Genomic DNA, 853 nt, shown 5'->3' with positions numbered 1-853 from the left:
GGGGCTCTTCACGAACGAGGGTGTAGTGCGGGTCTGAAGCCTCCGGCTTCGAGTAGCGAGCGGGCGATGTAGTTCGTGAGGTTACGGAAGCCGAGGGCCGAGCCTCGGAGGTGCTCGAGCCGCCCGTTGATCGCTTCTGTCGGGCCGTTGCTGGTGCCGGGTCTGTCGAAGAACGCGAGCACGTCGGCGGCGCGCTGTTTCAGGGTCCGGCCCAGCCGTCGGAGCTCGACCAGCGCGGCGGGGACTCCGGTGGTGACGGAGTCGATGACCGCCTGCATCATGGCCTTGGCCTTCTGCTTGTCGGGTTCGCGGTAGGCGGCGACGATGCGTTGGTAGGTGCCCCAGGTCGCTTCGACCTCGACGTGCTCCTCGACCGCGAACACCGCCTTGAGCCGAGCGTTCTGCTTCTCGGTGAGGAACCCCGCGCCGGTATGCAGGGTGCGGCGGACGCCGTAGAGCGGATCGCCGGCGTGTCCGCGGTGCCCGAGAGTATCTTGCTGAACGCGTTGCCGAGTGCGGTCGAGCGCGTCACCGGCGAGGCGGACGACGTGGAACGGGTCCATCACCGGGACCGCGTCAGGGAGCTCTTCGGCGGTCGCGGTCTTGAACCCGGAGAACCCGTCCATCGCGACCACCTCGACCCCGTCGCGCCAGGCCTGCGGGCGAGCGGCGAGCCACTGCTTGAACACCTGCTTCGACCGACCCGGGACCATGTCCAGCAACCGCGCGGGCCCCGTCTTCTCGCGGGTGGGGGTGAGGTCGATGATCACGGTCACGTACTTGTCGCCGAACCTGGTGTGTCGCCAGACGTGCTCATCGACGCCGATCGTGGTCACGTTGTCGAACCGGTCCA

Annotated in this window: 1 protein-coding gene; it reads right to left on the bottom strand. The window is 68.0% G+C overall.

The genetic code is table 11. The annotated features are described in order from the left end of the window. Positions 1-8: 8 nt before the first annotated feature. The coding region (locus tag M4I32_RS15160; RefSeq protein ID WP_319035315.1) for an ISL3 family transposase at positions 9-853 on the bottom strand (845 nt) is incomplete at its 5' end.

It is taken from the genome of Microbacterium sp. LRZ72 (assembly GCF_033792225.1).
Lineage (GTDB): Bacteria > Actinomycetota > Actinomycetes > Actinomycetales > Microbacteriaceae > Microbacterium.
Note: the sequence above shows the minus strand (reverse complement) of the source record. Positions and strands in the feature narration are given on the sequence as shown.